The 23,735-nt window shown below is 71.7% G+C and carries 24 protein-coding genes; 9 read left to right on the top strand and 15 right to left on the bottom strand.

What is annotated here, in order from left to right:
- The first annotated feature begins 7 nt into the window (after positions 1 to 7).
- Genes ACXJJ3_RS11765 through ACXJJ3_RS11740 form a run of 6 tightly spaced genes read left to right on the top strand, consistent with a single transcriptional unit; the run spans position 8 to position 5,168 of the window.
- Entirely contained in the window at positions 8 to 1,384 is a 1,377-nt protein-coding gene (locus tag ACXJJ3_RS11765; protein WP_458170024.1) for an FAD-binding protein, read from the top strand.
- Positions 1,385 to 1,386: 2 nt separating this feature from the next.
- Positions 1,387 to 2,079: an SDR family NAD(P)-dependent oxidoreductase gene (locus ACXJJ3_RS11760; RefSeq protein WP_458170023.1), complete on the top strand. Its 693-nt coding sequence runs from the start codon at positions 1,387 to 1,389 to the stop codon at positions 2,077 to 2,079.
- A 2-nt stretch (positions 2,080 to 2,081) separates the two neighbouring features.
- Positions 2,082 to 3,206 (top strand): phosphodiester glycosidase family protein, encoded by a 1,125-nt coding sequence (locus tag ACXJJ3_RS11755; protein WP_458170022.1) that lies wholly within the window; start codon positions 2,082 to 2,084, stop codon positions 3,204 to 3,206.
- Positions 3,203 to 4,099: a decaprenyl-phosphate phosphoribosyltransferase gene (locus tag ACXJJ3_RS11750; RefSeq protein WP_458170021.1), complete on the top strand. Its 897-nt coding sequence runs from the start codon at positions 3,203 to 3,205 to the stop codon at positions 4,097 to 4,099. The genes ACXJJ3_RS11755 and ACXJJ3_RS11750 overlap by 4 nt, the downstream gene beginning before the upstream one ends.
- Positions 4,100 to 4,125: 26 nt before the next feature.
- Positions 4,126 to 4,419: a PadR family transcriptional regulator gene (locus ACXJJ3_RS11745; protein WP_458170020.1), complete on the top strand. Its 294-nt coding sequence runs from the start codon at positions 4,126 to 4,128 to the stop codon at positions 4,417 to 4,419.
- Positions 4,416 to 5,168, top strand: coding sequence for a hypothetical protein (locus tag ACXJJ3_RS11740; RefSeq protein ID WP_458170019.1), 753 nt, complete (start codon positions 4,416 to 4,418; stop codon positions 5,166 to 5,168). Before ACXJJ3_RS11745 ends, ACXJJ3_RS11740 begins: the two co-directional genes overlap by 4 nt.
- Here ACXJJ3_RS11740 and ACXJJ3_RS11735 read toward each other — a convergent pair.
- Complete coding sequence (locus tag ACXJJ3_RS11735) at positions 5,165 to 6,295, bottom strand: alpha/beta hydrolase family protein (protein ID WP_458170018.1); 1,131 nt, start codon at positions 6,293 to 6,295, stop codon at positions 5,165 to 5,167. The genes ACXJJ3_RS11740 and ACXJJ3_RS11735 overlap by 4 nt on opposite strands.
- 83 nt (positions 6,296 to 6,378) lie before the next feature.
- On the opposite strand from ACXJJ3_RS11735, the gene ACXJJ3_RS11730 reads away from it, so the two are divergent.
- A complete protein-coding gene (locus tag ACXJJ3_RS11730; protein WP_458170017.1) occupies positions 6,379 to 8,310 on the top strand; it encodes a hypothetical protein in 1,932 nt (643 codons plus the stop codon).
- On the opposite strand, the gene ACXJJ3_RS11725 is transcribed toward ACXJJ3_RS11730, so the two are convergent.
- The 9 genes from ACXJJ3_RS11725 to ACXJJ3_RS11685 form a co-directional block, all read right to left on the bottom strand.
- A complete protein-coding gene (locus ACXJJ3_RS11725; protein ID WP_458170016.1) occupies positions 8,264 to 8,929 on the bottom strand; it encodes a response regulator in 666 nt (221 codons plus the stop codon). The genes ACXJJ3_RS11730 and ACXJJ3_RS11725 overlap by 47 nt on opposite strands.
- Positions 8,926 to 10,203, bottom strand: coding sequence for a sensor histidine kinase (locus tag ACXJJ3_RS11720; RefSeq protein WP_458170015.1), 1,278 nt, complete (start codon positions 10,201 to 10,203; stop codon positions 8,926 to 8,928). The genes ACXJJ3_RS11725 and ACXJJ3_RS11720 overlap by 4 nt, the downstream gene beginning before the upstream one ends.
- 53 nt (positions 10,204 to 10,256) lie before the next feature.
- Positions 10,257 to 11,090: a hypothetical protein gene (locus ACXJJ3_RS11715; protein WP_458170014.1), complete on the bottom strand. Its 834-nt coding sequence runs from the start codon at positions 11,088 to 11,090 to the stop codon at positions 10,257 to 10,259.
- Positions 11,087 to 12,013, bottom strand: a complete 927-nt coding sequence (locus tag ACXJJ3_RS11710; RefSeq protein WP_458170013.1) for an ABC transporter ATP-binding protein — start codon at positions 12,011 to 12,013, stop codon at positions 11,087 to 11,089. Before ACXJJ3_RS11710 ends, ACXJJ3_RS11715 begins: the two co-directional genes overlap by 4 nt.
- Positions 12,014 to 12,097: 84 nt before the next feature.
- On the bottom strand, positions 12,098 to 13,351 hold the full coding sequence (locus ACXJJ3_RS11705; protein WP_458170012.1) for a COG4705 family protein: 1,254 nt from the start codon (positions 13,349 to 13,351) through the stop codon (positions 12,098 to 12,100).
- Between the two features lie 39 nt (positions 13,352 to 13,390).
- On the bottom strand, positions 13,391 to 14,632 hold the full coding sequence (locus ACXJJ3_RS11700) for a sensor histidine kinase (RefSeq protein ID WP_458170011.1): 1,242 nt from the start codon (positions 14,630 to 14,632) through the stop codon (positions 13,391 to 13,393).
- Positions 14,623 to 15,276, bottom strand: coding sequence for a response regulator transcription factor (locus ACXJJ3_RS11695; RefSeq protein WP_458170010.1), 654 nt, complete (start codon positions 15,274 to 15,276; stop codon positions 14,623 to 14,625). The genes ACXJJ3_RS11700 and ACXJJ3_RS11695 overlap by 10 nt, the downstream gene beginning before the upstream one ends.
- A gap of 68 nt (positions 15,277 to 15,344) precedes the next feature.
- Entirely contained in the window at positions 15,345 to 15,977 is a 633-nt protein-coding gene (locus ACXJJ3_RS11690) for a response regulator (RefSeq protein WP_458170009.1), read from the bottom strand.
- Entirely contained in the window at positions 15,974 to 17,164 is a 1,191-nt protein-coding gene (locus ACXJJ3_RS11685; protein ID WP_458170008.1) for a sensor histidine kinase, read from the bottom strand. The genes ACXJJ3_RS11690 and ACXJJ3_RS11685 overlap by 4 nt, the downstream gene beginning before the upstream one ends.
- Positions 17,165 to 17,298: 134 nt before the next feature.
- Here ACXJJ3_RS11685 and ACXJJ3_RS11680 point away from each other — a divergent pair, with 134 nt between their 5' ends.
- Together ACXJJ3_RS11680 and ACXJJ3_RS11675 are read left to right on the top strand one after the other, a co-directional pair.
- On the top strand, positions 17,299 to 18,351 hold the full coding sequence (locus ACXJJ3_RS11680; RefSeq protein ID WP_458170007.1) for an ABC transporter permease: 1,053 nt from the start codon (positions 17,299 to 17,301) through the stop codon (positions 18,349 to 18,351).
- Positions 18,348 to 19,028 (top strand): ABC transporter ATP-binding protein, encoded by a 681-nt coding sequence (locus ACXJJ3_RS11675; protein ID WP_458170006.1) that lies wholly within the window; start codon positions 18,348 to 18,350, stop codon positions 19,026 to 19,028. The genes ACXJJ3_RS11680 and ACXJJ3_RS11675 overlap by 4 nt, the downstream gene beginning before the upstream one ends.
- A gap of 6 nt (positions 19,029 to 19,034) precedes the next feature.
- Here the strand turns inward: ACXJJ3_RS11675 and ACXJJ3_RS11670 are convergent, their stop codons facing one another.
- The 5 genes from ACXJJ3_RS11670 to ACXJJ3_RS11650 form a co-directional block, all read right to left on the bottom strand.
- Positions 19,035 to 20,165 carry a PrsW family intramembrane metalloprotease gene (locus tag ACXJJ3_RS11670; protein WP_458170005.1) on the bottom strand — a complete coding sequence of 377 codons (1,131 nt, stop codon included), beginning with the start codon at positions 20,163 to 20,165 and terminating at the stop codon, positions 19,035 to 19,037.
- Positions 20,162 to 20,788, bottom strand: a complete 627-nt coding sequence (locus ACXJJ3_RS11665; RefSeq protein ID WP_458170004.1) for a hypothetical protein — start codon at positions 20,786 to 20,788, stop codon at positions 20,162 to 20,164. Before ACXJJ3_RS11665 ends, ACXJJ3_RS11670 begins: the two co-directional genes overlap by 4 nt.
- Before the next feature lie 39 nt (positions 20,789 to 20,827).
- Positions 20,828 to 21,598, bottom strand: coding sequence for a glucosamine-6-phosphate deaminase (locus ACXJJ3_RS11660; protein WP_458170003.1), 771 nt, complete (start codon positions 21,596 to 21,598; stop codon positions 20,828 to 20,830).
- A 52-nt stretch (positions 21,599 to 21,650) separates the two neighbouring features.
- Positions 21,651 to 22,673 carry a DegT/DnrJ/EryC1/StrS family aminotransferase gene (locus ACXJJ3_RS11655; RefSeq protein ID WP_458170002.1) on the bottom strand — a complete coding sequence of 341 codons (1,023 nt, stop codon included), beginning with the start codon at positions 22,671 to 22,673 and terminating at the stop codon, positions 21,651 to 21,653.
- A 71-nt stretch (positions 22,674 to 22,744) separates the two neighbouring features.
- A complete protein-coding gene (locus ACXJJ3_RS11650; protein WP_458170001.1) occupies positions 22,745 to 23,710 on the bottom strand; it encodes a LacI family DNA-binding transcriptional regulator in 966 nt (321 codons plus the stop codon).
- Positions 23,711 to 23,735 lie beyond the last annotated feature (25 nt).

Raw genomic sequence — 23,735 nt, 5'->3', positions numbered from 1 at the left:
CGAAAACGTGACACCCGAAGATCACGGCACCGAGTCGCTGTCCGGCTGGGGCCGCACGATGCGCCGCACGTGTGAGGTGTGGCGACCGACCTTCGACGGCGGGCTCGTGGACGCGGTCCTGGCCGCGCCGCGGCTCACCGTGCGCGGTGCCGGCAAGAGCTACGGTGACGCGGCCCTCCCGGGTGCTGCGCACGCTGAGGTGCTCGAGCTGACCGCGTTCGACCGGATCGTGTCGTTCGACGAAGGCAACGGTGTCGTGGTCGTCGAGGGCGGCGCGCTGCTGTCGGACCTGATCGACCAGACCCTCCCGCTCGGCTGGAAACTTCCGGTGGTTCCCGGCACCGAGCGGATCACGCTCGGCGGGGCGATCGCGTCCGACGTGCACGGGAAGAACCACCCAGGCGCGGGATCGTTCGGCCAGCACGTGCTGTGGATCGCCTTGCTGCGGTCGGACGGCACGATCGCCCAGCTGTCCGCGGGCCAGGACCCGGACGGTTTCTGGGCCACGATCGGCGGGATGGGACTGACCGGCGTGATCCTCCGGGCGGCGATCCAGTTGCAGCGCGTCGACACCGGCTGGCTGATCCGGAACCGCCGCCGGACCCGGTCGCTGGACGAGACCGTCGCCGCGATGCGCGCCGCCGCGACCCGGCAGGAGCTCGATCCGGAACGGCACGTGGTCGCCTGGCTGGACGCGCACGCGCACGGTGCGAGCCTCGGCCGCGGCATCGTGGACGAGTTCTACGGCGCCTCGACGCTGGACCTCCCGGGCGCCGTCGCGCCGTACCCCGAGAACCGGTTGCCCGCGGGACGCCGGCGGCGCTCGCTGCCCGGGCCGGGCGTGGTCACCGGCGCGACGATCGCCACCGCCTCGGCCGCCCGGTGGCACCTGAGCCGGTCCGCGAACTCGCAGCTCGTCGCGATGCGTCCCGCGTTGTGCCCGCTGGACCGCGCCGACGGCTGGCCCGCGGCGTTCGGGCAGGGCGGGCTGGTGCAGTACCAGTTCGCCGTACCGCCCGACGAGATCGGCACGATCCACGAGGTACTCGCGTACCTCGGGACGCACGGGCTGACGCCGGCGCTGGCCACGTTGAAGAACCTCGGGTTCGGTACGGCGGGGGCGCTGTCGTTCCCGATCCCGGGCTGGACGCTCGCGGTCGACCTCCCGGCGCGGCACCTGCAGCCCGGCACCATGCACCCGATCGACAAGCTGGTCGCGGGCGCCGGCGGCCGGGTGTACCTCGCGAAGGACGCGGTCACCGACCCGGAGCTGATCCCGTTGATGTACCCGCGGTTACCGACCTGGCGGCGTACGCAGCACCGGCTGGATCCGGCCGGGCGCTGGACGTCCGGCCTCGCCGAGCGGCTCGGACTGCTGTCATGACCATGGGTTCGGTGCTCCTCGTCGGCGGCTCCTCGGAGATCGGAATGGCGGTACTGATGCAACTGCTCGGCCCCGCGCCGCGGCACGTGATCCTGGCCGGCCGCCCGAGCGGCGAGCTCTGGCGCAACGCCGAGAAGCTCCGCGAGGCCGGCTACCCGGTGTCCACGACGGAGTACGACGCGGCGCTCGACACCGGCGAACTCGACGGGATGCTCGACCACGCGTGCGCGCAACACCCGCTGGAGCTGGCGATCGTCGCGGTCGGATCGATGGCGGCCAAGTCGTTCGCGGAGGGCCTGCAGGTCAACGGCACGGCGATCTCCCTGCTGCTGCAGGCCTTGGTACGGCGCAAGCCCGAGCAGATCGTGCTGCTGTCGTCGGCTGCCGCGGTCCGGCCGCGGGCGTCGATCGCGGCGTACTCGCTCGGCAAACAGCTCGCGGACTCGACGGCGCTGGTACTCGGACGGCAGTCCGACGTCCGGGTGCTCGTCGTACGGCCCGGGTTCGTGACGACGCGGATGACCGCGGGGTTGCCGAAACCGCCGTTGGCGACGACGCCGGAGCGGGTGGCCCGGCGGGTCGCGGCGGCGGTCGAGCTGCACAAGGCGGTCGTTTGGGTGCCGGGAGCAATGAGTCTGGCCGTACGCGTGCTGAATCTGCTGCCCCGCAAGCTGCTTCCGGCGGCGTGGCGATGAAGATGAACCGGAAGCGTCGTCGCCGGATCCGCAAGCGCTGGATCGCGCTGGTCGTGTGCCTGTTGTTGGTCGTCCCCGCGGTTTCGTACGTCCGCGCGCTGCTCTACCCGGGCAACGCGAGCTTCAGCGTGCGGACCGTCGAGTGGTTCCGCGACCACGGCGGCGGCGGTCTGATCGACGCGATCGAGACCTGGAAGTATTCGCACCAGCAGCCGCCCGCGACCGGCGCACCGATCGACGTCACGGTTCCGGCAACGACAGGTCCGACGGCCGGCGAGCCGAAGGCGAGCCCGACGTCTGCCGGGTTGCCGGTGGTCCGGTTGCTGCCGGGCGTCCCGCCGTTGCAGGGCGAGGGCGTGTGGTCGGTCGCGCGGCGCTCCGGCGTACCGCTGCTCTGGACGAGCTGGTTCCGGACCGACCCCGGCCACCTGCCGGTCACGGCCGCGGCGGCGCTGATGCCGCGCGGCACCTACCACCTGCACCTGATGCCCGGGACCCGCGAGCCGCTCGTCGGCATGGCCTCCAGGAACGGGTACTCCGTCCCGCAGTCCGACCGGCCGAACCTGGTGGCGACGTTCAACGCCGGGTTCAAGATGAACGACTCGCACGGGGGCTGGTGGACGACCGAGTCCGCCGCGATACCCCTGGTGAACGGCCGCGCGTCGGCGGTGATCTACCGCGACGGCTCGGTCCGGATCGGCACCTGGAACCAGACGGTACGGATGACCAAGGACGTCGTCGCGGTCCGGCAGAACCTCGACCCGGTGATTGTCGACGGCCAGATCGTGCCGGGGCTGACGGTGAACGCGAACGGGCGCTGGGGAACCGTCAAGAGCCAGTTCCAGTACACCTGGCGGTCCGGTCTCGGAACCGATGCCCACGGCAACCTGATCTACGTTGTCGGCAGCAAGCTCACGCTCGCCACGCTGGCCGCGGCGATGCACCAGGCCGGCATCGTGCAGGGCATGGAGCTCGACATCCATTCGGCGATCGTGAGCTTCGACATCGAGCAGCCGGGGCCGAACGGCACCGTTACCGGGCACCGCCTGCTGCCGTCGATCAGCTCTCCGCCCGACCGCTACCTGGTCCCCGACCAGCGCGACTTCTTCTATGTGACGGCGAAATGACTACCGTTCTGCAGCCGGTCCGGCACGAGAGTACGGCGCGGTCGCTGCTGCGGCTGAGCCGTCCGCAGCAGTGGCACAAGGCCGTGATGCTCTTCGCCGCGCCGGCCGCCGCGGGCGCGCTGGAGTCGCCGGCCGTCCTGATGCGGGCGGCGATCGCGGCGGCCGGGTTCATCCTGCTGTCGGTGGCGATCTACGCGTTCAACGACATCCGGGACGCGCCCGACGACCGCCGGCATCCGCGCAAGCAGTTGCGGCCGGTCGCTTCCGGTGCGCTCAGCCCGCTGGTGGCGGCGGTGTTCGGCGTCACGTCGGCGTTGGTCGGTCTCGCGATCGTGAGCGGTCTCGGGTGGCAGACGTTCGCGCTGGCCGCGGCGTACCTGGTCGCGCAGGTGCTGTACGTCGCCGGGCTGAAGCATGTCGCGGTGATCGACCTGATCATCGTCGCGCTCGGGTTCGTACTGCGGGCGGCGGCCGGTGGGACGGCGGCCGGGTTGCCGGTGTCGCACTGGTTCCTGCTGGTGTCGTTGTTCGGGGCGATGTTCCTGGTCACCGGGAAGCGGAAGGCCGAGCACCAGCGCGCCGGGAACGCGGTCAGTCGGCCGGTACTGGCGGCGTACCCGACGTCGTGGCTCGACCAGGTGATGACGGTCGCGCTGCTCGGGACGGCGATGTCGTACGGAATGTGGGCGTTCCAGTACCTCGGGCACGACGTGTACCGGGAGTTGCTGGCGATCTCGTTCCTGCCGTTCTTCACCGGGCTGCTCCGGTACGCGCTGCTGGTGTCGACCGGGCGGGGCGAGGAACCGGAGCACGAGATCTTCCGGGACCGCGTGCTGCTGCTGGCCGGGCTGAGCTGGGCGGCCCTGCTCGCGGTCGGGTTGTACTTCGCCTGATACGCGCCGCGTAGTACGGTGAAGGGATGCAGGCGAACGACTCGCAGACGCTGGTGCTCTCGGTGCTCGCGGACGGCCCGAAGCACGGGTATGCGATCAACAACGCGATCGAGGAGCTGACCGGGCAACGGCTGGGGGCCGGGAGCTTGTACGGCGCCTTGACCCGCCTGGAGGCCAAGGGGCTGATCGAGTCGCTGGAGGAGCAGGGGCGGCAGCGGCCGGTCCAGCTCACCGCGTCCGGTCGCGGCGTACTGGAGCAGGAGCTGCGGGCGATGGCTCGGGTGGCGAACGCGGGCCTCCGCAACCTCGGGCTCACATGAGCGGGCCCGAGGTGCTGGTCCGGCTGTACCCGCGGGTGTTCCGCGAGCGGTGGGGTGCGGAGCTGGCGGGGGAGGTGGACCGCGGCGGCTGGCGCGGCGTGCCGCGACTTGTGTGGGCGATCGGCGGGATGTGGTTGCATCCGGCGATCTGGCCGGCGGACTCCGGGGCGGAGCGGCGGCGGCGGGTGGCGGCGCTCGCGGTGGTCGTGACCGCGGCCGGGTGGTTGACGGCGCATGCGGTGCTGGAGCTGACGGGGGCGGTGCCGCGGGGGTTGGCGCGGTCCTGGATCCTCACGGTGTTCGACACGATGACGTTCGTCGGTTTCCTGCTGGCGTTGCCGATTCCGCGGCTGCGGTCGGTGGTGCAGCTCGCGGTGCTCGCGGCCCGGCGGATTGCGTTGCCGGTGGCGATCGGTGCGGGCGTGGTGGCCGCCGTCCACAGCGAGCTCGCCGTCCCGACGGTGGTCAAGCTGGCGGTCGTCGCCGCATGGTGGGTGGCGTTGATGATGGTCGCCGGGCAGGTGATCCGGACCGTTGCGGACGTCGACCTGGCGGCCGTCGCCCTGCCGGGGCCCGGTCGTCTGCGCGTCGGCTTGTGGACCACAGCGGCGGGCTTGGCCGGGAGTGGGCTGACGATTCTGACGGCCAGCGGCAACCTCCCGGGGGTGCTGGGAGGTGCCACCGTGCTTGCGCTGGCCGCCGCGGTCAACGGGACAGTCCACGACCTGGCCGAGGTTCGAACCGGCTAGCGCGTTGCCTGGTCCAGGAACGTCGTGACGTCGTCGTTCTGGATCGCCAGTGCCCGGCGTCCGTCGATGCTGCCGAGGCCGATCAGGCCGCGGAGCGGCGGGCCGAGGAAGTACAGGCCGTAGTCGGTGAAGTTGAGGTGGTGCGTGCCGGGGACCACGATCAGCGTGTGCCGGCCGGTGCTTGCTTTGAGCAACTTTGTCGCGGTGGCCTGTTCGCCGCCCTGGTCGGTGGCCTTCGGGCCGCAGGTCCCGGTCGTGCACGAGTCCTCGGCGCCGAGGATCAGGAACGGTTTCGCCAGCCCGGTGCCGACGACCTGGCCGAACTGGGTGCCGTCGAGGTCCACGGCGCCGGCGCAGCGCGGGTCCTCCCGGCAGGCCTCCAGCGACGACGCCCCGCCGAACGAGTGCCCGACGTACGCGATCTGCGGCCCGAGCTTGCCGGCGAACTGGCCGGTGCGGCCGAGCGCGAGCACCTGCGTCGCGACGAAGCGCGCGTCGGTGGCCCACTCGGTGGCGAGCCGGTCGCCGGTGCGTTGCGCCTCGCCGGTGTGCCCGCCGATGTCCGGCGGGTTGCCCTGCTTGTTGCCGGGGACGGCCTGGCCGCCGAGCACGGTCAGGTTCGCGCTGTAGGTCGGTGTGAGCCCGGCGACGACGTACCCGTGGCTCGCGAGGCTCTCGGCCAGCGCGCTGTACTGCGGTGCCGCGAAGCCCATGCCCGGTTCGAGGACGACCACCGGGAACCGCCCGTCGGCCACCGCGGCGCCGTCGATCGACCGCACCCGGATCTTCCCGAAGTCGGTTTCGAACCACCCGGCCGGAGCCCCGAACGCGAGCTTCGACCAGAGCCCCGGCGCGTACGCCGGATGTGGTCCCTGCGCCGCGGGTGGTGCCGGGTACCAGAGCCAGACCGACAACCGGCGCGGCCCGTGGTGCGGGTCGAGCGGATCGGCCCGCCCGGTGTCGGCCCACTCGAAACTCGTCCGGCCGACCTGGTACTTCCCGGTCAGCTCGGGCAGCGCCACGTGCCGCGCCCCGAACGCGGCCATCGCCATCACGTACCAGGCCAGCAGCACCATCACACTGCCGATCCCGATCAGTACCCGCCGCAACCACCGATGTCTCCGCATGCCGGTCATAGTACACACTGCGTACTACATGATGCGTACTACGACTCAGCTCCCACTCAGGAAATCGTGGATACGGTCCACCCATGGCACGGCTCGCGCGTGCCCTGGCGGCGTTGCTGCTCGGGTTCCTGGTCCTGGGGGCGGTGACTCCGGCGTTCGCCGGGGCCGGCTCGGCGCATGTGGTGGTGCTCGGGGTGAGCGGGCTGAAGTGGTCGGATGTGTCGGCGGGGGCCACGCCGAATCTGTGGAACCTGGCCGGGCAGTCGGCCGTCGCGGCGGTGTCGGTGCGGACGGTGGACGTGGTCGGGTGTCCCGCCGACGGGTGGCTGACGTTGAACACCGGCGTCCGGACCGCGGCGCCGCGTGGGCCCAACGGCGCGTGTGAGGATCCGGCCGGCTTGTTGCCGTCGCAGTGGTCGGCGATTCAGGCGCTCGGTGCGCAGTCGTCGTACAACCCGGAGTTCGGGCTGCTGTCCGCGGGGGCGGCGCAGCGGGGGTGTGCGACGGCGGTCGGGCCGGGGGCGGCTCTCGCGTTGGCGAATGCTCGCGGGCAGGTGGCGCGGTACCGCCCACGACTGGAGGCGGCCGACCTGACGGCGTGTCCGCTGACTGTCGCCGAGGTCTCGGCGGGTGGGCTCGACGCGGCGATCGCCCAGGTACAGGCCACGGTGCCGTCGGCCGAACTGGTGATCGTTGGCCTGCCCGACGGAACGTCCCCGCATCTGCAGGCGTTGCTGGTCCACGGCAACGGGAACGGCTGGCTGACCGCGAACTCGACGCGGCACCCGGGCCTCGTCCAGCTCACGGACCTCACGCCGACCGTGCTCTCCGCGCTGGGCGTGTCCACACCCGACCGGGCGGTCGGATCGGTACTGCGGACCACGACCGGCGCACCGCGCGACACCCAGACCTTGGTCCGGGAGCTGACGCAGTTCGACGGCGCGGCGCAGACGATCGACCGGAACGTCACCGCGTTCTACTGGATCGTCGGTGCGGCCGCCCTGATCGTCAGCGGACTGGTACTGCTGTTCGGCCGGTCGCGGTGGCTGCTGCTGGTCAGCGCCTCGTTGCCGGTGGCATCGTTCCTGGCGAATCTCCTGCAGTGGTGGCGGTTCGCGGCGTCCTCGCTGGTGCTGTGGATCGGTGCGGTCGGCTGGGCGCTCATCGTCGGCACGGTGGCCAGGTTCGGCCCGTGGCAGCGACAGCGGTTCGGGTCCGCCGGGTTCGTGGCCGCGGTGACGGCGGTCGTCCTGGCCGCTGATGTGGTGACCGGCTCACGCCTGCAGCTGTCGAGCCTGTGGGGCCTGTCGCCACTCGACGCCGGCCGGTTCTACGGCGTCGGGAACGTTGCCTTCGGCGTCTTCGCGATGGCGGTCCTGGTCATCGGTGCCTGGGCGGCGAGCGTGTTGCCCCGCCGTCGCGCCATCCTGGTGATCATCGCGGTCGGCCTGGCAGCGGTGATCGTGGACGGCTGGCCGTCGTTCGGTGCGGACTTCGGGGGAGTACTGGCGTTGGTGCCGGGCGTCGCCGTACTGGTGGTCGCGGTCGCCGAGATCCGTGCGCGCTGGGTGCTGGTCGCCGCCGCGGCAGGGGTCGTGGCCGTCACCGGAATCGCGCTGCTCGACTGGTCGCGCGGTCCGGGTCACCGATCGCATCTGGGGAACTTCGTCCAGCAGGTGATCGACGGTGGTTCCGGCAGCATCCTGCACCGCAAGCTCGACGCCAACCTGCAGTCGTTCGGGGGCCGCCCGTGGCTGGCCGTGCTGGTCGTGGCCCTGGTGGTGCTCACCGCGGGGCTGGTGATCCGGCCGCGCGGCCGGGCGGCCGAGCTGTTCGCCGCCGAGCCCTTGCTCCGGCCGTGTATCGCGGCGTGTCTGGTGACCGCGGTGATCGGGGTGCTGGCGAACGACTCGGGCGTGATCGTGCTCGGGATCTGTTGTGCCGTGGCGGTCCCGCTGCTGGTGGCTGCTATGCCGGATTCGGCGACGCCAGTCCTACGTCGTACGCGAAGATGACGGCCTGCACGCGGTCGCGGGCGCCGATCTTGGCGAGTACCCGGCCGACGTGCGTCTTCACGGTCGACTCGGACAGGTGCAGCCGGGCGGCGATCTCCGGGTTGGTCCAGCCGCGGCCGATCGCGATCAGGATCTCGCGTTCGCGGTCGGTGAGGGCGCGGAGCCGGCCGCTGTCGCCGTCCCGGGAGGCGCCGGTCAGCTGACCTGCATACGTATCCAGCAGCCGCCGGGTGAGCGCGGGCGCGATGATCGCGTCGCCGGCCGCGACCGCGCGGATGCCGCCGAGCAGCTCGTCCGGGCGGGCGTCCTTCAGCAGGAACCCGCTGGCCCCGGCCCGGAGCGCGGCGTGCGCGTACTCGTCGAGGTCGAACGTGGTGAGCACCAGGATCCGCGAGCGATTGCCGCTGGCAACGATTCGGCGGGTGGCCTCGATCCCGTCCATGCCGGGCATCCGGATGTCCATCAGCACCACGTCCGGGTGCAGCTCGGCGGTCCGCCGGACCGCTTCCGAACCGCTCTCGGCCTCGCCCGCGACCTGGGTCTCCGGGACGGACTCGAGCAGGATCCGGAGGCCGAGGCGTTGCAGCGGCTGGTCGTCGACGATCAGAACCGTGGTCATGATGTCCTCTGCGGGGCGAGATCGAGTTCGGTCTGGACCCGCCAGCCGCCGGCGGGAGTACGGCCGCTGCGGACGACGCCGCCGTACAGGGCTGCCCGCTCGCGCATCCCGATCAGGCCTTGCCCGGTGTCGGTCTGAGCGAGCGGTGGTACGCCGACCGGTCCGGTGTCCTCGACCCGGATCCGGAGTTGCTGCTGGACGACCTCGAGCGACACCTGCGCGTCGGTGTCCGGCCCGGCGTGCTTGAGGGTGTTCGTCAACGCCTCCTGCACGATCCGGTACGCCGCCAGCTGCAGCCCGCGGTCGGCCGGGAACTCGCCGGCGGTGCGGTAGCTGACCCGCGGACCGGCAGCCCGGAACCGTTCGCACAGCGCGTCCACGTCCGCGATCCCGGGCTGCGGGCTGAGCTCCGGTACGGCGGACTCGTCGCGCAGCGCCCCGAGTGTCCGCCGCAGGTCGTTGAGCGCCTCACGCCCGGTCTCGCCGATCAGTGTCAGCGCCTCGACGGTGCGCTCCGGATGCACGCGGACCGCGTACGCGCCGCCGTCCGCGAGCCGGATGATCACCGACAGGTTGTGTCCGAGGATGTCGTGCATCTCGCGGGCCACCCGGGCGCGTTCCCCGGCGACGGCGAGCAGCGTGCGCTGGTCGCGCTCGATCTCCAGCCGGGCCGCGCGGTCCCGCAGACCGGCGAGCTGCGAGCGCCGGATCCGGACCACCAGGCCGAGCGCGATCGCCGCGGTCATCGCGCTGACCAGGAAGAACGCGATCTCGGCCACCGACGCGATCGGGGCGACCTGGACCACCGCGAACGCGAACGCCGCGATCGTGATCGCGCACGCCCAGAGCAGCCGGCGCAGTGAGCTGTGCAGCGTGAGGCTGTAGAGCGCGATCAGCAACGCGACATCCGCGCGCAGGAACACGAGCAGCGACCACTGCACGGTGAACGCGATCGCCGTCAGCACGAACGCGGTCATCGGCGCACGCCGCCGGACGAGCAGCGGCAGCACCAGACCGGCCTGCAGCGCGATCACGCCGGACCGGGGAAGCTGGGTGAACGGACCGGCCAGCTCCCGCGGATCGGCGCCGCGCACCAGGTCCGGTACGCAGAACAGCAGCACGGCGCCGAGCACCACGAGCGTGTCGAGAACCCACGGCCGGGCACGATCCGCGTGCCGGAGCCGCCGGGCGACCCCGCTGAGGCGGACCACCCACGGGTGCCGCCACAGCGGATCAGGATCGACCGGCGGCATCGATCCGCCAACCACCGTCACGACTCCATTGTGACCGTCGGGGCGCATGGCGGCAGACCGTCCTCAGTTGCCGCTCAGGCGTCGCTGCGGGACAACCGCCACGCCGCGCCGGCCAGCGCCAGCACCGTCCAGGCCGCGAACACCAGGAACCCCGGTCCCGCGGACAGCGTGTGCGGTCCGTGCTGCAGCGAATACATCGACTCGCCCGCGACACTCGGCAGGTACGGCTGGATCGCGTTGTGCCAGGAGGTCGGCAACAGCGAGATCAGGCCCGGTACCAGCATCAGCGCCGCGACCAGCACCGAGATCGCCCCGGCCACCGACCGCAGCAGCGCGCCGAGCGCGACCCCGATGACGCCGACCAGACAGAGGTAGACGGTCGCCCCGACCAGGCTCCGCAGTACGCCGCTGCTCGAGATCGTCAGCGCGGCCGGGGTGTTGTGCAGGATCCCGCTGTCCACGAAGAACGCCACGAACGTCCCGACCAGGGCAAGCACCAGCGCAACCACGCCGTACACCACTGCCTTCGACCACAGCACCGGCAACCGCCGGGGGACCGCGGCGAGGGTGGAGCGGATCGATCCGGTGGAGTACTCGCCGGCCGTCACCAGGACGCCGAGCACCCCGAGCGCCAGCTGTGAGATCGGTACGCCGAACAACGACAGGCTGAGCGCTGTCGAGTCCGCGAAGTCGGGGTCCATCCGGCGGCCCGAGGTGAACGCGGAGTGGTAGCGCCAGGCCGCGACGATGCCGAAGAAGAGCAGGAACAGCAGCGCGAGCCCGAGCGTGATCCAGGTGGACCGCAACGACCACAACTTGGTCGACTCCGACCGCAGGACATGCGTTCCGGTGACGCGGTACGCCGGCTTCGTGGCGGCGGCCGGCTGCTGCTGCGCGACGGCGGTCATGCGGCACGCTCCTGGAGTTCGGTGGTGCCGTGGTAGACGACCTCGTCGCGGGTGAGGTCCATGAACGCCTGCTCGAGCGACACCTTCACGGTGCTCAGCTCGTACAGCGCGATCCCGTGCTCGGCGGCCGTCGTACCGACCGATCGTGCCGTCAGGCCGGTCACCTCGAGCTCCTCGGAGCCGGCGCCGACGATCTGCACGCCCGGCCCGGCCAGCGCGTCCCGCAACCTCGCGGGCTCGGCGGTCGCCACCCGGACGGCGTCACCGCCGGCCTGCTGGACCAGCTCGTCGACGCTGGTGTCGGCGAGCAGCTTGCCGCGGCCGACGATGATCAGCCGGTCCGCGACCAGCGCCATCTCGCTCATCAGGTGCGAGGACACGAACACCGTGCGGCCCTCGCCGGCGAGCCGGGTGAGCAGGTTCCGGATCCACAGCACCCCTTCGGGATCCAGCCCGTTCACCGGCTCGTCCAGCATCACGGTCGCCGGGTCCCCGAGCAGCGCACCGGCGATGCCGAGCCGCTGGCCCATCCCGAGCGAGAACTGACCGGCCCGCTTCCGCGCGACCGATTGCAGGCCGGTCAGTTCGATCACCTCGTCCACCCGGCGGCGCGGGATGCCGTGTGTCTGTGCCTGGGTGAGCAAGTGGTTGTAGGCGGAGCGGCCGGGATGTACGGACTTCGCCTCGAGCAGCGCGCCGACCTCCTGCAGCGGCGACAGGTGCTCGCGGTAGTGCTTGCCGTTCACCGTCACCGATCCGCTGGTCGGCGCGTCCAGGCCGATGATCATCCGCATCGTCGTCGACTTCCCGGCGCCGTTCGGCCCGAGGAACCCGGTGACGGCGCCCGGCCGGACCGTGAACTCCAGTCCGTCGACCGCCGTCGTCTCGCCGTACCGCTTCGTCAGCTGCTTCGCCTCGATCATGGTGCAAAGGTAGGAAGACCAGACCGCCGGAACCGTAGTACCGCGGCCTGATCTTCCGTCCTTCGGTGGTACCGGGGTACTACGTCAGCCGAAGGTTTTCAGCAGCGCCGTGACGGCGGCTTTCTCGGCGGTCGGGTCCTTCTTCTCGCGGACCGACGTGAACAGCGCATCGTTCTGCGCGTCGATGAAACTCCAGGCCTTGCCGTCGAGCGGCTGAAGCTTGGGCTGGTCGTCGTCCCAGGCCTTCTCGTACGCGTCCACGCCCTGGTTCAGTGCGGCCTGGTCACCCTTCACCAGCGCGGTGTCCATGCCCTTGACGATCGTCCGGAAGTGCCGCACGTCGACGGCCGGGAACTTGGCCAGCGCCTGCTTCGAGCTGAGATGGAGGTTCGCCCCCGGGTTCGGGCCTTCGCCCTCGGCGGCCGCGTTCGCGTGCGGCTGCGCCGACGCCCAGTTCAGCAGTACGCCGGCCGCGACCGCGGAGGCGGCCATCACGCCGACCATCGGCCACTCCCGGCCACGCCGGTGGTACTTCGGGACGCGGGTCTGCTGCTGGTGGTCCTCGATGACGTCGGACTTGGTCAGCGTCAGGTACACCACGGTCGCCAGGATCGCGGCCAGGAAGATCAGGCTGGTGACGAGCGTGCCGAGCCCGAGGCCCTTGTCGGGGACCTTCGGCGAGGCGAGCCAGTCGCCCAGGTTCGCGCCGAGCGGGCGGGTCAGCACGTACGCGAGCCAGAATGCCAGCACCGGGTTCGCGCCCATCCGCCAGCAGGCCACGATGATCGCGATCAGCGCCAGCGGCAGCAGCACCGACACACCCGGGCTCCAGCCGGTCAGCTCGAGCGTCCAGTCGCCGGCCGCCGTACCGAGCGCGAACGTGACGAGGACCGCGAGCCAGTAGAAGGCCTCGCGCGGCTTGCTGACGATGCTGTGGATCGACAGCGTGCGTTCCCGCGCCCACCAGATCCCGAAGACCACCGCGAGCGCGACGGCGAACACCGAGGTGCTGATCCACAGCGGCACGCCGAGCTGGTCGGTGAGGATGTCGGTGTACAGCGTGCCGGTGACGCTGACGACGACGACGGTGAGCCAGTACGCCGCCGGCCGGTACCGGGAGGTGCTGAACTGCCAGACGAGGACGGCCGCGAACACCACGGTGAAGATCACCGCGGTCATGCCCAGGCCGACGCCGAGCTGCATGTTGATCCAGTCCGCGAAACTCTCGCCGACCGTCGTACAGAGAATCTTGATCAGCCAGAACCAGATGGTGACTTCAGGCACCTTGTTCAGCAGCACACGAGGTGTTGCTGTGCGGGTTGCGGTGTTGGTCGTCATACCCGCCACCCTGGCGTGGAGAACCTGCAGACAACCTGACTAGCGCCGGGGGAACCTGACTTCGACGTGGCCGCGGCCGTCGGCGATCGCGCGCACGGTGAGGCCGGTCGCGGTGGCGATCCGGCGGACGACGGCGAGCCCGAGACCGTGCCCGTTCGTCCGGCTGTGGCCGGGGGTGAAAACGCGTTCCAGCTCGTCCTCGCGGAAGCCCGGACCGTCGTCGAGGACGTGGACGAGGACGTGGTCGTCGGCCGTCTCCGCGGTCAGCGACACGCTGGATCGCGCGTGCCGGGCGGCGTTGTCGAGCAGCGGTTGCAGGACCGCCACCGCGACGTCGGCCGGTACGGCGACCTCCAGGTCGGGCGGCAGGCCGCCGTACCCGATCTGCTCGAGGACCGGTGCCAGCCGGCAGCTCGCCTCGCGCGGCATCCGGGACCGGGCGGCGTCGAGGATCGCGGTCACCGCCGTACTCAGCCGGTCCGTCTCGGTGAGGACCAGTTGCGGGTCGACCTCGGACGCGGACAGCTCCGCGAGCTGGGCCTCGCCGCGCAGCACGGCCATCGGCGTCCGCAGCTCGTGGGCGATCTCGTCGGTCAGCCGGCGTTCGTCGGCGATCGTGTCCGAGACCCGGTCGAGCAGCCGGTCGAACGTCTGCGCGAGCTCGCCGAACTCGTCCCGCGGCGGCCCCATCCGGAACCGCCGGTCCGGGTCGTGGTCGCCCCACTCGTCGGCCAGCGTGGACATTCGGCGTACGACCTGCAGCGAGCGGCTGACCCCGACGTACGCGATCACGCCGGCCAGCACGATCGCGAACGCGCCGAGGATCAGCGACATCACCAGGTTGCGCTGCTCGGACCGCTCGTACGTCGCGAGGTCCACCATCACGACGACGGTCACGTGCTGCCCCTGCACCGGCAGCGGGGCACCGTACAGCAGGTAGCGCTGCGTGGTGACGAACTCGTCCTGCCCGGTCCGGCCGAGCCGCTGGACGTCGTCGGCGGTCGGCTCCTGCAGTACGCCGTCGATCAGCCGGCCGTCGGCGTACACCCAGGTGACCGTGTCGAACGCGTCGCCGGTGCCCTCGACCAGCCGGAGCTTCCCGTTCACCACCTCGACCGTCGCGGCGACCGCCTCCGCGCGGGTCCGCGCGAGCGTCCGGGTGTCGGCCTCGGTCGCCCGGCTCAGCAGCACGTGACTGAGGACGACGAGTACGGCGACGACCAGGGTCGCGGTCAGGACCGCCAGCGACACGATCCGCCCGCGGAAACCGCTCAGTCCCATCGGTACCCGACCCCGCGGACGGTCGCCACCCGCTCCGCGATCCCGAGCCGGTCGAGCTTCACCCGCAGCCGGCGCAGGTACGAGTCGAGCGTGTTCTCGCTGACGTACGCCCCGTGCGGCCAGCCCGCCGCGATCAGCGCATGCCGGCGGACGACCTCACCCGGCACCGAGATCAGCCGCCCGAGCAACCGGAACTCGGTCGGCGTCAACGCCTCACCGGACGCACCTCGCCGTACCTCGTGGCTCGTCGGGTCCAGCTCCACCTCGTCGACCGCGACGGCCACCGTCGTCCGCCGCAGCAGCGCCCGGACCCGCACCAGCAGCTCCGGTACGTCGAACGGCTTGGTCAGGTAGTCGTCCGCCCCCGCCTCGAAGCCACTCACCTTGTGATGCAGCCCGCTCAACGCGGTCAGCATCAGCACCGGCGCATCGACTCCGTACGCCCGCAGCGCGAGGCAGACGTCCCGCCCGTCCGCATCCGGCAGCCCCAGATCGAGGACGACGGCGTTCGGCGCGGGCTCCAGTTGCGCGAGCAGTTCCCGCCCGTCGGCAGCGGCGACGACCGAGTGCCCGTCGCCCTCCAGCGCCCGCCGCAGGACACCACGCAACGCACGATCGTCCTCACACACCGCAACTCTGGCCACCTCCGGCAACCTACCCAGCCGTAGCTGAGCGCCGGCTGAAAACCGAGGCAGTTACGCCGGCACGGCGCTCACGCGATGATCCCGCGGCGGCGTGCCTCCGCGACGGCGGCCGTGCGGCTGTCGACGCCGAGCTTGGCGAAGACCTGGACCAAGTGGGACTTGACGGTGGCCTCGGTGATGAACGAGGCGCGGGCGATCGCCTGGTTGGAGTGGCCGGCCGCGACCATGCCGAGGATCTCGATCTCGCGGGCGGTGAGGGAGCGCTCCGGGGCGCGGACCCGGGTGACCAGGCGGTTGGCGACGGACGGGGTCAGGACGGTTTCCCCGGCGGCGGCCAGCCGTACCGCGGTCAGCAGCTCGTCCGGGTCGGTGTCCTTGAGCAGGTAGCCGGTGGCGCCGGCGGCGATGGCCGGGAGGATGTCGGCGTCGCTGTCGTACGTGGTGAGGATCAGGACGCGCGGCGGGTGCGGGAGTTCGAGCAGCCGGCGAGTGGCTTCGGTGCCGGTGGTTCCGGGGCCGAGGTTGAGGTCCATCAGGACGAGGCCGGGGGCGAGCGCGGCAGCCTGGGTGAGGGCGTCCGCGCCGGTGGCCGCCTCGCCGACCACCTCGATCCCCGGGTCCGCAGCTAGCGCCGCCCGCAGACCACGCCGCACGATCGGGTGATCGTCGACGATCAGTACCCGGATCGGCTCCGCGGTCATACGTCCTCCAGGATCGGCGCTGGTTCGTCCCCGGTCGGGATCCGGGCGCTGAGCGCGGTGCCCTGCCCGGCACCGGACTCGATCACCAGCGTGCCACCGACGGCCTCCAGCCGGCGGCGCATGGTCGCCAGCCCGACGCCCGTCCGGGTGCTGCCGGACCGCGGCCGAGCGGGGTCGAAGCCCTTCCCGTCGTCGACGACGTCCAGGCTGACCGCGCCGGGGTGGTAGGTCAGCGTGAGCTCCGCGTGTCCGGCGTCGGCGTGCGCGCGGACGTTCGCGACCGCCTCCTGCCCGGCGCGGAGCAGCGCGACGGCGGCCGGGGTGGCGAGCGGGTACGGCGTACCGTCGACGGTCAGGTGGGTGTCGAGGCCGAGGCGGCGGGCGTCCTCGACCAGCTGGCCGAGCGCGTCCGTGAGCGGGCGTCCGGCGAGCGACGCCGGGGTCAGCGCGCGGATCGTCCGGCGGGTGTCCTCCAGCGCCGACTGGGCCGAGTCGATCGCGGCGTCCAGCTGTTCGCGGGCGGCAGGTGGTGCGTCCGGCCAGCGGCCGAGCGCGGACTTCAGCAGCAGGACGATCGCCGACACGCTCTGCGTGGTGGTGTCGTGGATCTCGCCGGCGAGTCGTTCCCGCTCCGCGAGCACCCCGGCTGCGCGCTGCGCGGCGGCGAGCTGGTCCTGCGCCGCGGTGAGCTCGGCGACCAGCTGCCGCAGGTTCCGGTAGACCGTCATGATCACGACCGCGACCGCCGCGCCGATCACCGGCCCGAGCACACTCGGCGCACTCAACGTCCGGTCGTGTACGGCGATGGCCGCGATCGCCACGGCGGTCAGTACGGCGACCACCGGCGGCCCGGCCGCCCGCGGCAGCAACTGCATCGCCAGCAGGAACAACGCGAACGCCAGCCACACGAAGTCCACCGACAGCACCGCGAGCACGACCCACCCCAGGGTGAGTCCGGCGAACCAACCGGCCGCGACGCCCCGGCTCGACGCCCGGCGCGCGAGGACGACGCCCAGCAGGTACCAGATCGCGACCGCGACCACCACGGTCAGTACGGCGAGGGTGTGGCCGCCGGTCCGCGCCGTACGGACGGCACCGACCACCAGCAGGACCGCGAACAGGACGTGTTCGGCCTGCCGGAGGAACGATAGCGTGACAGCCGCGGGCTGCGGCGGGGGACGATCCATGACGCCTCCGACGGTACCGGCCCGGCGACCGCCGGACCCCCAACTTTCGATGGGTTTCCGGCCGCCACGTTCGGCGCCGGAACGCCCATCGGCCGTCCGATGTGCGCGGGCGTCCGGGCGGCCACGCTGGAGACATGTTCATCGCAGTTCGTGACCTTCGATTCGCCCGCGGGCGATTCGTCCTGCTCGGCTCGATCATCGCGCTGATGACCGCCATGGTCGTCCTGTTGACCGGGCTGACCGCCGGGCTCGGCGCGGCCAGCGTGTCCGCGGTGTCGGCGCTGCCGGTCGACGCGGTCAGCTTCCAGCGCCCGGCCGCCGGGCAGCAGATTTCCTTTGCCACCAGCAACCTTCCGGCCGACACCGTCGCCGCGGTCGCGGCCCGGCCCGGTGTCGGCGCCGCGTATCCGCTCGGCGCCGCGACCACCCGGCTGCAGACCGGCGACCGCTCGACCGCGGTGACTGTTCTCGGCACCGATCCCGCGTTGTACCCGGCGCTCCGGCAGGGCCGGGCGCCCGCCGGTGCCGAGGTCGCGCTGGGCAGCGAGCTGGCGAAGTCGCAGTCGTATTCCGTCGGCGACACCGTCCTGCTCGGCGGTCAGCGATTCACCGTGGCGGCGATCGTGGACAGCACGTCGTTCAACCACCTGCCGGTTGTGTACACGCCGATCGACGACTGGCAGCGGATCGCGCGGACCGACGCCGTCTCCGCGGTCGCGTCCACCGGCAAGCTGCCGGGCGACGGCGACGGATGGACGTCGGTCAGCCGCGAGCAGGCGTTCGCCGCGGTCGGCGGCTACGCCTCCGAGCAAGGCTCGCTGCAGTTGATGCGCGCCCTGCTGCTCGTGGTCTCGGCGCTGGTCGTCGGCGCCTTCTTCACGGTATGGACCATGCAGCGCGGCGCCGACCTCGCCGTCGTCCGGGCGATCGGCGGTAGCCGCGGGTACCTGCTGCGCGATGCCCTCGGACAGGCCGGGATCGTCCTGCTCGCCGGTACCGCGGTGGGCGCGGTCGTTGCCGCGGGCATCGGCGTACTGGCTGCCCGGGTGATGCCGTTCGTCCTGGACGTCGCCACGATCGGGATCCCGCTCGTGGCCGTGATCGTCACCGGTGCCTTGGGCGCCGCCTTCTCCGTCCGCCGGGTCAGCACTGCCGACCCCCTCACTGCTTTGGGAGCAGCCCGATGACCCTCACGCTCACCGACGTACGGCTGACGTACCCGGACGGTGACCGTCGCCTGGTCGCCCTCGACTCCGTCGACCTGCGGGTCGAGCCTGGCGAGTTCGTCGCGGTGACCGGGCCGTCCGGTTCCGGGAAGTCCAGCCTGCTCGCGGTGGCCGGTGCGTTGACGACGCCGGAGCACGGGACCGTCGTACTCGAGTCCACCGACGTCACCGCGCTCGACCAGCAGGGCCGCGACCGGCTCCGGCGCGAGCGGATCGGCTTCGTGTTCCAGCAGGCGAACCTGCTCGCCTCGCTGACGGCCCTCGACCAGCTGCTGCTGGTCGCCCACGTCGCCGGAACGTCCCGCCGTACGGCGGAAGCCCGCGCGCGCGAGCTGCTCGACCGGGTCGGGCTCGGGGCGAAGGCCCGCAAGCAGCCGCAGGAACTGTCCGGCGGCGAACGCCAGCGGATCGGGGTCGCCCGGGCCCTGATGGGCAACCCCGCCCTGCTCCTGGTGGACGAGCCGACCTCGGCCCTCGACCACACCCGCGGCGAGGCCGTCGTCCGGCTGCTCCGCGACATCACGCACGAACAGCAGGTCGCCACGGTCATGGTCACCCACGACCTGCAGCACCTGCACCTCGTCGACCGGACCGTGACGATGGACGACGGCCGCCTGACCACACCGGTCCCGGCCTGACGAGCTCTACCTCGTGCTGTGGATGCGGGCCAGTTCGGAGCGGGCGTGGTCGACGCCGGGGGAGTCGGCGCCGCCGGCGCGGGCGATCTCCTGGGCCAGGTCGCTCGCGGCGTCCAGTCGGTGGCGCGCCTTCGAGCGGCTGTGCAGTTGCTTGCGGTACTTCCGCCGATCCCGGCGCAGGCCGCTCACGGCGTCGAGCAGCGCCGGATCCAGTACGCCGGACTCGACCTCCGGCGCGAGCAGGTCCCGCATCCAGGCGCGTTCCTGCGACGCGGCGTGCCGCAGTACGTAGAAGAGCGCCGTCAGCTCGACCGCCGCGATCAGGAACGGCAGCACCACCGCGAACGAACTGCCGCCGCTGAGGCCGCCCATGTCGTCCCACGCGAAGTGGAAGAACATCGCCATCAGCATCGTCAGTACGCCGCGCAGCACCCGGCGTTCACCGCTGCGCCCGAGCACCCACATCAGGCCCGCGCAGAAGATCGCGCTGAACATCGCGTGCGAGACGATCCCGGCCGCGCCGCGGACCACGAACACCCGCAGCGACGACGCGAACTGGTCGACGCCGTACACCTGGGTGGCGCCGTTGTACACGTACAGCAGGTCCTCGAAGACCTGGAAGCCGAGGCCGACGAACGCGCCGATGATGAACCCGTCGTACGCGCTCCGCACCAGTCGCGGCGCCAGCCCGATCAGCAGCACCAGGCCGAGCGCCTTCGCGAACTCCTCGTTGATCGGCGCGGTCAGACCGGCCGCCCAGTTGGTCGCGAACGACGTACCGCCGAGCTTGGTCCAGATCTCCAGCAGCGCGCTGTTGGCGGGCAACGCGATCCAGAACGTCGCCGCGACCCCGCCCCAGACGAAACCGGTGGCGAGCAGCGCCGCGGGCTGCGCGGTGAACCGGTTGTGCCGCTGCAGCAGGATCAGCCACGGTACGAGGTACAGCCCGAACAGGATCACGCCACCGGTCAGGGCGGCCTGGTAGAACTCGGCGCCGGTGGAGAAGTACCGCCACATCGTCAGCGCGCCGCTGCCGACACCGAACAGGTAGACCCAGAACGCGACGTTGTGCGGCTGCAGGAACCGGAACGGCTGCCCCCACCCGGACTCGGCGATCGCCTCCTGCTGCGGGGTCACTGCGCCGCCCCCGGCTTGATGCTGCGGAGCAGGGCGTCGACCTGTTCGCGGTACCGCTCGAACTGGCCGGCCGCGGTCCGGATCTGGACGAGCAGCGCGGGCGCCGCGGCGACCTGGTCCGGCGTACCGACGGCCATCTTGAACGCGACGTCGACCGCGTCGCCGCCCGGGCCGGTGCTGCTCTGGACGACGCCGGTCAGGCCGGTCTCGGTCGTCAGCGATCCGCGCGCGCCGCGGACGGTGACCGAGTCGCCCTCGGAGCGCCGTACCTGATCGAGGAACGCCTGGGCGTCGCCGTCGTACGTCGTCCCGTCGAGCTCGATCGTGGCGCCGCCGGACGCCAGCACGACCTGCAGGTTCGTCGCGGAGGCCCCGGCGCCGCCGACCAGCGTGCCGTGTTCGAGCTGCCAGCCGACCGGCGGTACGGCGGTGGCGCCGTTGCCGAGGTCGAGCACCTGCCCGGCCCGGATCTCGTTGTGCCACGGGATCGCGGCGTTCAGCCCCTGGAACCCGTAGATCAGCAGCAACGCCACCGCGAGCGCGGTGAACCCGGCCGCGAACGTCCGCCGATCCAGCCCGAGCAAGCGGTGCTCGACCGGCACCCATCCCTGCGGCGTCGCCATCCCAACCTCCAGAACGAATAGCTGGGCGTGGCCCCGAGTTTAACCGGGAGTAACCAGCGATGCCGAGCTTTCGTCGAGGAACAGCCGGGCGTGTGCGTGCCGCTGCAGGATCGACGCCGGGCAGGAGGTGTCGACCGGCCCGTTGAGGGCCCGCGCGACGGCCGCGGCCTTGCGCTGCTCGGGGACGACGACCTGGACGACGGTTGCCGAGAGCAACCCGGGGATCGTGACCGAGATGGCCGTCGGGGGTACGGCGTCGACGGCCGGGAAATGCCCTTCGTTCACCTGCTGCTCGCGGGACTCCGGGGTGAGCTCGATGACCCTTGTCCAACGGTCGTCGGCGAAGTCCGCGACGCCGGGCTCGTTGAACGCCAGGTGGCCGTTCTCGCCGATCCCCATGCAGGTCAGGTCGAGTGGAGCGGACCGCAGCAGTTCCTCGTACCGTCGGCACTCGCGCTCCGGGTCGTCCTGGTCCGGCTCGATGTACTCGACGCGCGCCGGCTGGAGCCGGACCGCGATCTGCTCGCGGATCCAGCGCCGGAAGGACGCCGGGTGCTGGTCGTCGAGGCCGATGTACTCGTCCATGTGGAAGACCGTCACGCGGTCCCACGGGATGTCCTCGTCCGCGAGTGCGCGGACGAACGCCAGCTGCGAGTTGCCGGTCGCCATCACGACCCGCGCCGTACCGCGGGCCCGGACGGCCGCGGTGATGGTCGCGGCGGTGAAGCCGGCGGCGGCGCGACCGGCGTCGGCCTCGCTCGGGTGCACCTCGACGGTCAGTTCGTCGACGTCGAAGGTGGAGTCGGGCATGTTCAAGAGTTCCTCCGAGAATGCAAGAATTATGCGAGCGCTTGCAGTGTTGTCAGGTCAGCTGGCGGTGCGCCGCGCGGATCCCGCGGGCGAGGTCGGCCGGGTCCGGTCCCCAGTGCAGGAGCACCAGCGTGCGGGCGGCACGGTCCTCGGCGATCGGGCACCGGCCCGGTCCGTACTGCACCCGCGGCTGGGTGCGGCGCAAGCAGCTGCCGGTGCCGGGAACGCGGTACAGCGGCTGCGTGCAGACGCTCGCGGGCACCCCCGCCGCGGTCAGTGCGGCGGCGTAGTCGCCGTTGCCGGCACCGACGACTCGGGGGTCGATCAGCAGCGGCAGTACCGGCAGGGCGTGCCGCGCGAGGTCGCCGGGGAAGGTGAGCCCGGGCAGGCCGGACAGCTCGGCCCGCAGCCGTTCGGCGACCATCCGCCGGAGCGCCACCTGGTCCTCCGCCGCCTCGACCCGGCACCGCAGTACGTCGGCCTCGTCGTCGGTCAGCGTCCGCCGCTGTCCGGCAACGAGGCCGAGCGCGGGCCGGTCGCGCAGCCGCCGGACCCGGTCTGCCACGGCACGATCGTTCGTCACGACGACGCCGTACCCGTCGGCGGGGAACACGAAGAACCCGAGGTCACCGGTGCTTCCCACCGGCCGCCCGTCGGGCGTCGCGGCCAGGAACGCGTCCGTCCCGTCCTCGACGATCCGGATCCCCTGGTCGCGGACCAGATGGGCGACGGGGGCGCCGGCCCCGTGCGGATGCGGTACGACGACCGCCCGGGTGGCCGGGGTGAGTACGGCGGCCACGGACGCGGGGGTGAGGCATCCGTCGAGCGGCGCGACGTCGGCGAAGACCGGGCGGGCACCGTCGTCCAGGATGCTCGCCAAGACGTCGCGGGCGGTCCCCGGGGCGATCACCACCTCGTCGCCGGCGCGGAGCTCGAGCGCGGCCACGGCCAGCCGGCGCGCGGCGCCTTCGGCCCGGGTCGTGATCGCGAACCGGGTGCCGGTCCGCTCGGCCAGCAGGTCCTCGACACTGCCTGCGGTGCACGGTGTAGCTGCAATCTTTGCAAGCGCTTGCATAGACCCAGGCTCGAAGCAGACGGGGTCGATGTCAACGAGCGGCCACCCCGATGTCCGATCTCGGCCACCGCTCAGGCGGTGGGTCCTGTCGAGGTGCGCGGGACGAAGCTGCTGGACAGCACCACCTGCTGGGTGTGGGCCGACTTCTCCAGCTGGTCGAGCAACAGGTCCACCGCCGTCCGGCCGGCCAGCGCCATCGGCATCGCGATCGTCGTCAGCCCCGGCACGGTCATGCTGGAGAACAGCACGTCGTCACACCCGGACACACTCACCGACCCCGGTACGTCGAGACCGCGATCGCGCAGCCCGCGGATCGTGCCGAGCGCCATCACGTCGTCGTACGCGAGCGCCGCTGTCACCTGGTGCGCCGCGACCTGCTCGGCCGCGATCAGCCCGCCCTCGAACGTCGCCGGGAACGGTCCGAGCACGTCGACCGTCATCTGCAACCGGCGCGCTGCACGCTGTACGCAGGTGCGTTTGTCCTTGTCCGACCACGACGACGCCGGCCCGGACAGGTACGCGACCCGCCGATGGCCGAGTTCCTTCAGGTGTTCCATCAGCGCCGACACCCCGGCGTCGACGCTGCAGGTCACCGACGTCATCCCGGGGATCGTCCGGTTGACCAACACCACCGGCCGGTTCGCCGCGACCTGCTTGATCGGCGCGGACGCCGAGCGCGGCGAGCACACCACGATGCCGTCGACGCGGCTGGTCATCTCGCGCATCAGCAGGCGTTCGCGCTCGGCGTGTTCGTCGGTGTCGGTGAGCATCAGCGCGTATCCGCGTTCGTTCGCGCGGTTCTCCGCGGCCCGCACCAGCGGCGGGAAGAACGGGTTGGTGATGTCCGGCACCATCAGCCCGAGCACGGACGTCTGCCCGGTCGCCAGCCCGCGGGCCGTCCGGTTCGGCTGGTAGCCGACCCGGTTCGCGACCGACAGGATCTGCTCGCGGCGCTCGCGGGACAGCAGTTCCGGGTGACTGAACGCCCGCGAGACGGTCGAGATCGACACCCCGAGCTCGTCCGCGATGCTCTTCAACGACGCGATGGCGTCCTCCTTACGA

This window comes from Kribbella sp. WER1, from assembly GCF_054189145.1.
Note: the sequence above shows the minus strand (reverse complement) of the source record. Positions and strands in the feature narration are given on the sequence as shown.